Annotated in this window: 7 protein-coding genes and 1 pseudogene; all 8 read right to left on the reverse strand. The window is 63.9% G+C overall.

What is annotated here, in order from left to right; all coding sequences use genetic code 11:
• Positions 1 to 54: 54 nt before the first annotated feature.
• Positions 55 to 1,086 carry a peptidoglycan -binding protein gene (locus EN943_RS33340; protein ID WP_127416184.1) on the reverse strand — a complete coding sequence of 344 codons (1,032 nt, stop codon included), beginning with the start codon at positions 1,084 to 1,086 and terminating at the stop codon, positions 55 to 57.
• Position 1,087: 1 nt separating this feature from the next.
• A complete protein-coding gene (locus EN943_RS33345) occupies positions 1,088 to 2,113 on the reverse strand; it encodes a MotA/TolQ/ExbB proton channel family protein (protein WP_027037204.1) in 1,026 nt (341 codons plus the stop codon).
• 104 nt (positions 2,114 to 2,217) lie between these two features.
• Positions 2,218 to 2,904 carry a hemolysin III family protein gene (locus tag EN943_RS33350; protein WP_164778513.1) on the reverse strand — a complete coding sequence of 229 codons (687 nt, stop codon included), beginning with the start codon at positions 2,902 to 2,904 and terminating at the stop codon, positions 2,218 to 2,220.
• A gap of 106 nt (positions 2,905 to 3,010) precedes the next feature.
• A complete protein-coding gene (locus EN943_RS33355; protein WP_127416186.1) occupies positions 3,011 to 3,811 on the reverse strand; it encodes an inositol monophosphatase family protein in 801 nt (266 codons plus the stop codon).
• An 86-nt stretch (positions 3,812 to 3,897) separates the two neighbouring features.
• The gene (efp, locus tag EN943_RS33360; RefSeq protein WP_013529127.1) at positions 3,898 to 4,464 is read right to left on the reverse strand and encodes an elongation factor P; all 567 of its coding nucleotides are present in this window, start codon (positions 4,462 to 4,464) and stop codon (positions 3,898 to 3,900) included.
• Positions 4,465 to 4,638: 174 nt separating this feature from the next.
• Entirely contained in the window at positions 4,639 to 5,679 is a 1,041-nt protein-coding gene (locus tag EN943_RS33365; RefSeq protein ID WP_127416187.1) for a tetratricopeptide repeat protein, read from the reverse strand.
• Position 5,680: 1 nt separating this feature from the next.
• Entirely contained in the window at positions 5,681 to 6,328 is a 648-nt protein-coding gene (locus EN943_RS33370) for a thiamine phosphate synthase (protein ID WP_027037200.1), read from the reverse strand.
• 135 nt (positions 6,329 to 6,463) lie between these two features.
• Positions 6,464 to 6,694 (reverse strand): annotated as a pseudogene (locus EN943_RS33375) (EamA/RhaT family transporter); the annotation flags it as partial.

Genomic DNA, 6,694 nt, shown 5'->3' on the forward strand with positions numbered 1-6,694 from the left:
GTCCTGATCTGCGCCCTAGAGTTGAGCCGGCGAACAAGTTCGCGTGACAATGGATCAACGTTCGGTGAGCTTCAGTTCAATACGGCGGTTCTTGTTGCGCGCCTCTTCGGTGTCGGCGGGGTCGAGCGGCTGGAACTCACCGAAGCCGGCGGCGACGAGCCGGTTGGCCGGCACGCCGTTCTCGATCAGGAATTTCACCACCGAGGTCGAACGCGCCGTCGACAGTTCCCAATTGTCGCGATAGCGCCCGGAGCCGGAGAGCGGCTTGTTGTCGGTATGGCCGTCGACGCGCAGCACCCAGTTGATCTCGGGCGGGATTTCCTTCTGCAACTCGATGATGGCGTCGGCGAGTTTTTTCATCTCGACCTTGCCGGCATCGTTGATCACTTCGGAGCCGGTCGGGAACAGCACTTCCGACTGGAAGACGAAGCGGTCGCCGACGATGCGGATGTTCTCGCGGTCGGCGAGGATTTCGCGCAAGCGGCCGAAGAAGTCGGAGCGGTAGCGGTTCAACTCCTGCACGCGCTGTGCCAGTGCGACGTTGAGGCGACGGCCGAGGTCGGCGATCTTGGTGTTGGAATCGCGGTCGCGGATTTCGGAGACGTTGAGCGCATCCTCGAGCGCGCCGATCTGCTTGCGCAGTGCCGCGATCTGCTGGTTGAGGATCTCGACCTGGCTCAGTGCCTGCTGGCTGATCTGGCGCTGGCTGTCGAGTTCGCCGCCGAGCGCAGCGGCGCGCTGGTTGGCGGCGTCGCCGGCACCGGCACCTTGCGCCAGCAACTGTTCGAGCCGGCTCTTTTCCGCTTGCGCGGCCGACAGCGACGCCTGCAGATTGGCCAGTGAATCATCCTTGTCCTGCGCCGTCGAGCGCTCCAGCGCCAGCAGCTGGGTCAACTCGTTGATCTGCGAGTTGAGGCGCGAGAGTGCCGTATCCTTGCCGGAGATTTCGCGTCCCAGCAGGAACTGCGCCAGCACGAAGACCGTGAGCAGGAACATGATGGCCAAAAGCAGCGTCGACAGCGCGTCGACGAAGCCCGGCCAATAGTCGATGCGGCGATCGGTGCGCCGGCCCCTGGCGAGTGCCACTTCAGTGCACTCCGGGCTTCTTCAGGGCATCGGCGATCTTTTCCAGCGTGTTGCGCATCGCCTTCTGCTCGTCGGACTGGGCCTCGACCCAGTCGCGCATGATCTGCTGTTCCGAGCGCATGTTCTTGACCAGGCCGGAAATGCCGTCGGCGAGATTGGCCATGGCGGTGGCGACGCGCGGGTTGGAGCCGCCGCCATTCTCCTGCATCGAGCGCAGCCGTTCCGACAGCACCCGGATCTCGTCGGAGGATTCGGTCTTGGCCGGGTCGGCGACGACGATGTCCGACGACAGGTCGGTGACCGAGGAAAGCCAGTTTTCCAGTTCGGTGTAGAAGCGCGTCTGAGCGCGGCCGGCCTGCAGGTCGAGGAAGCCGAGCACCAGCGAGCCGGAGAGGCCGAACAGCGAGGATGAGAAGGCCGTGCCCATGCCGGCCAGCGGCGCCGAAAGCCCCTGCTTCAGGGAATCGAGAACCGCGGCGGCGTCACCGGTGCCGGGATCGAGCGATTCGATGGTCTCGCGGATCGAACCGATGGTGTTCAACAGTCCCCAGAAAGTGCCGAGCAAGCCGAGGAACACCAGCAGGCCGACGAGATAGCGCGACGTGTCGCGGCTTTCGTCGAGGCGGGTGGCGATGGAATCGAGCATGGTGCGCATCGAACTGGTCGAGAAGGCCGTCGCCGAGGAGCGACCGATCATCGCCTTCATCGGCGCCAGCAGCACCGGTTCTGTCGTCTCCGAGCCGGCACGGAAGGAGTTGACCCAACGCACTTCGCGAAACAGTCGCCCGACCTGGGCGAAGGCCAAAAGGATGCCGACCACCAGCACGCCGACGATCAGGCCATTGAGGCCGGGATTGCTGCCAAAAGCGGTTGAGATCTGTCGGGTGAGGATGGCGGCGATGAAGGCGACGATGACCAGGAAGATCACCATGGTCAGCAGAAAGACCTGCGGGCTCGATAATTTATGCGGGTCGTAGATCAGGACATCAGAACGTCTGCCCATGCCGAAGGATCTGAGAAAAGCCATCCGTGCCCCGTTTCCGATGCCGCCGCCGATCACGTAAACCGCGACTCTAAACGGAATTGTGACCAAATTGAATGGCGCTTGGCAATATTGCCGCGTCGATAATGTCAGAGGCGATTGATGACCAGACAGTCGACCATGGCGGCCAGATGCAGGCCGGCGCCGGTGACGACGAAACCGTGCCACAGCGCGTTGTGGAAGCGCAGCCCCTTCCAGGCAAAGAAGATGACGCCGCAGGAGTAGACGATGCCGCCGGCAACGATGAGCGCTATCGATGTCGTCGGCAGCGTCTGGACAAGCGGCTTGACCAGGATGATGCCGCTCCAGCCGATGGCGAGATAGAAGCCGATCGCCAGCCGGTCGAAACGGCCGGGAAAGAACACCTTGATGGCAATACCCAGCACTGCCGCGGTCCAGACCAGCCCGATCATCCAGCGCGCCAGCGGCGAGCCTTCGAGCTGCGCCAGGAAAGGCGTATAGGTCGCGGCGATCAGCAGATAGATCGCGGCGTGGTCGAAACGCCGCAACACCCATTTTGCCGGCGACGACACCGGCCACAGATTGTAGGTCATCGACACCGAGAGCACAGTAAGCAGCGAAACCACGTAGAAGGCGGCGGCGATGTATTCGCCCGGTCCGACACGAAACGCCGCCAGCGCCAGCAGTGCGGAACCGGCCGATATCGCCAGCACGATGCCGACCGCGTGGACGACGCCGTCGGCGATCATCTCGGCACGCGAATACTGCCAGCGTCCGATGAACGGGATATCGGGGTAGGGTTGGTTGTCTCTCACTAAGCCGGGTTCCTGCACCGCGCCCTTCAATTTGGGCGCATGCCGGGCAGTATTTCAAGCTTCCGTTGCGGTTTTGCGACTGCGGCGCATCAGCGCGGCGTGGCTGTCAGCGGGAGGAGAGAGGCTTCTTCACGACCTTGAGCAAAGCGCGCTGGATGATCTCGTTGCCGGCGACGACCGAGCCGTTGTCGAGCATGTCCTGGCCGCCATCCATGTCGGAGACGAAGCCGCCCGCCTCACGGATCAGCAACAGGCCGGCGGCGATGTCCCAGGCAGACAGGCCGGTTTCCCAGAAGCCATCCATGCGGCCGGCAGCGACATAGGCGAGATCGAGCGATGCGGAGCCGAGGCGGCGGACACCGGAAACCTCGGCCATGACATTGCGCAGCTCGACGAGGAAATTGCCGTGGTGGCCGCGGCCGAGATGCGGCATGCCGCAGCCGATGACCGAGTCGACCAGCTTGATGCGGCCAGCGACGCGCAAGCGGCGGTCGTTCATGAAGGCGCCGCCGCCGCGTTCGCAGGTGTAGAGTTCGTCCATCGCCGGATTGTAGATGACGCCGGCAACGATCTGGCCCTGGCGCTCCAGCGCGATCGAAACGGCAAAGAGCGGGATGCCGTGCAGGAAATTGGTGGTGCCGTCGAGCGGGTCGATTATCCAGCGATGCTGGCCGTCGTCGCCTTCGACCACGCCGCGCTCCTCCATCAGGAAGGAATAGCCCGGCCGTGCCTTGGACAGTTCGGCGAAGACGATGTCCTCTGCCTTGCGGTCGGCCTGGCTGACATAGTCGCCGGGGCCTTTCATCGAGACCTGCAGGTTCTGCACTTCGCCGAAGTCGCGCGACAGCGAGCGGCCGGCCTTCATTGCGGCCTGGACCATGACGTTGAGAAGGGCTGAGCGTGCCATAGTGCTTTTTCCCGGTGCTGCGCTTTAAACTCCGCCTCGATGCATGTCGGTGACCCAAAACCGGGGCCACTTTTGGGCGACATGCATCAGTCGGCGCGGCGCACGTAAGTGATTTCGTTGGTGTCGACGATGATGCGTTCGCCGGCGCCGATGAATGGCGGCACCAGGACGCGGATGCCGTTCTCCAGGATCGCCGGCTTGTAGGACGATGCCGCCGTCTGCCCCTTCACCACCGGGTCGGCCTCGGTGATGGTCAGCGTCACATAGTCGGGCAGCGAAATGCCGATCGGACGCTCTTCGTAGAGCTGGACCGTCACCATCATGCCGTCCTGCAGGAAGGCGGCGCGATCGCCGACGAAGTCCTTGTTCAATTCGAGCTGTTCGTAGCTCTGGGTGTCCATGAACACCAGTGCGTCTTCCTGCGCGTAGAGGAAGGAAAAATCCTTCAGGTCGAGCCGGATCTGTTCGACCGTCTCGGCAGAGCGGAAGCGCTCGTTGAGCTTGGTGCCGTTGATAAGGTTCTTCAGTTCGACCTGATTGTAGGCGCCGCCCTTGCCGGGCTTGACGGTGTTGGTCCTGACCGCGACCCAAAGGCCGCCATCATGCTCGATGACATAGCCGGGACGGATTTCGTTGCCATTGATCTTGGCCATGATGAGATGATCCGGAATGATGCCAACGGCCACGCCGTTGGTAAGGGATGTTCGCTGGGAAAGCGATTTCGGGCTCCCAAGACCACAAATCGCCAGAAGAGGCAAGGGAGCGGGCAGGTTGGCGCCAAGCAATGGGAGCCTAGGTCGGATGTGCAATGACCGTCCGAACCGCAGTCAAGGCAGCCGGTTGGCCTTCTGCAGCGCCTGCTTGGTCTGGTCGTCGTCCAGCCCCTGCAGGAAGTCGTCCATCTGCGGATCGATGAGGCCGGCGCGGCGGGCAACGATGTACCAGGCACCAGCAAGGACCAGGTCCGGATCGGTGCCGATGCCTTGCATATAGAGCTTGGCCAGGCGGTTCTGGGCGGCGACATTGCCGCCCTCCGCCGCCTGCTTCATCCAGCCGAAGGCGGATTTCAGGTCGCGCGCACCGCCGCGGCCTTCGATCATCCATGCGGCGAGATCGATCTGCGCGGTGTCGTAGTTCTGCCTTGCGGCCTGCGCCAGCAGGCGCCTTGCCTGGGCGTCGTCGCGAGGCTTGCCGCCGACACCGTTGGCGTAGATCTGCGACATTGCATATTGCGCGTCCGCGAGGCCGGTCGCGGCGGCGCGCTCATAGTAGGAGACCGCCTTGGCCATGCCGGTGTCGCCGGGGTCCTGCTGGACCAGCATCTGCGCGAAATTGAATTGCGCCAGCCGGTTGCCGGCTTCGGCGGCGGCCTGCATCAAGGCGTAGGCCTCTTTTCCATCCTTTTTGACATAGCGGCCGTCGAGCAGCATCAGTGCATACTGGAACTGCGATTCCGGCACACCCTGTTCGGCGGCCAAGGCGTACCATTTCGCCGCCTGCGCCGAATTGACCGGTACACCGAGACCCCGCGACAGGATCTCGGCCACCAAGGTCTGCGCCGCCGGATCGCCGTTTTGCGCCCGGACCAATGCCAGATTGTAAGCTGTCTTGTAGAGACCACGCTGGAATGCGCCATAGGCCGCGTCGGCGGGTTTTGCGCCGAAGCGGTCGGGATTGATGGCGTCGGCCGACGGCAGCGGCGCGGGCTCGGCCGTGGTGGCGGGCTGCGGCAACGGCTTGTCGATCGGCTTGTCGGTGTGGGCGCCGATTTCCGGCTTGGGCTGCGGCAGGGGTATGGTTTCCGCGGCGGCAGCCTGGACCATCAGCACCGCAAGCAGAGCCTGGAGGGGAAGCGTCGCCGGGGACATTTCAGTCCTCGAAGCGGGGCGCGGTCTCGTCGAGCAGCGCGTTGGCGGTGGCGACCGCTGTCCTGGGATCGGTGCCGTCGGCGAACACGGCGCTCGACAGCGCCACGAATTCAGCGCCGGTGGCGCCCACGGCTTCGACCGAGGCGATGTCCGATCCGGCCATGACGATGCAAGGGATCTGGATCATGTCCGCCCACCATGCGCCGAGCGACAGGTTGCGCGGGTGCGGTTCGGGCTTGTTGTCGTAACCGAAGCGGCCGAAGAAGATGTAGTCCGGCCGTGTCTCGCCAAGCTCGAGCGCGTCGTCACGCGTCTTGGCGCCTCCGGTGCCGACCATCATCTTTGCCTGGAAATGCTCGATCGTCTCGGCAAGTTCGGCCTTGGAGACCTCGACATGGATGCCATCGGCCTGGACGCGGCCGGCTATGCGGGTGTCGCCGGCGATGATGACAGCAACGCCGGCGGCTTGCGCTGCCGGCACGATCTGTTCGGCGAAAGCCTGGAAGGAGGCTTCGTCCATGCCGTTCTCGGGCAGGATCAGCGAAGCGACATCGCCGCCATCGAATGCCGCGACAATACGGGCCGCCGGCACGCCGGGCGGCGCGATCAGCACGATGCGACAGCGATTGGGGGGCGTTGCTTCATTCATGGTTCTTCGGGTCCCGCGTTTCGCCTATGCCGGGCGAAGATGGTTGGATTGCGGCATAGAGCAAAGTGCCCGCCTTGAACAGGCGGGCAACCGGGATCGCGAAGTTTGATCCGCCGGGCAGCCGGCGGGGCCGCTTCACTTGATCGGGTGCGGGCTCGCGACGGGTGGTTTGCCCTTCCACAGCGTCCAGCCGAGATTCATGCCGGCGGCGGCGATCAGGATGGCGGTGGCGCCGACGACCTGGCTCATATGCAGCCGATGGCCGAAGGCGGCGACATCGACCAGAATGGCGACCACCGGATAGATGAACGACAGCGATCCCTGCAGATGCGTCGGCAGCTTCTGGATGGCGCCGTACATCAGTAT

The organism is Mesorhizobium sp. M7A.F.Ca.US.006.01.1.1 (assembly GCF_003997935.1).
In the GTDB taxonomy this organism is placed as follows: domain Bacteria; phylum Pseudomonadota; class Alphaproteobacteria; order Rhizobiales; family Rhizobiaceae; genus Mesorhizobium.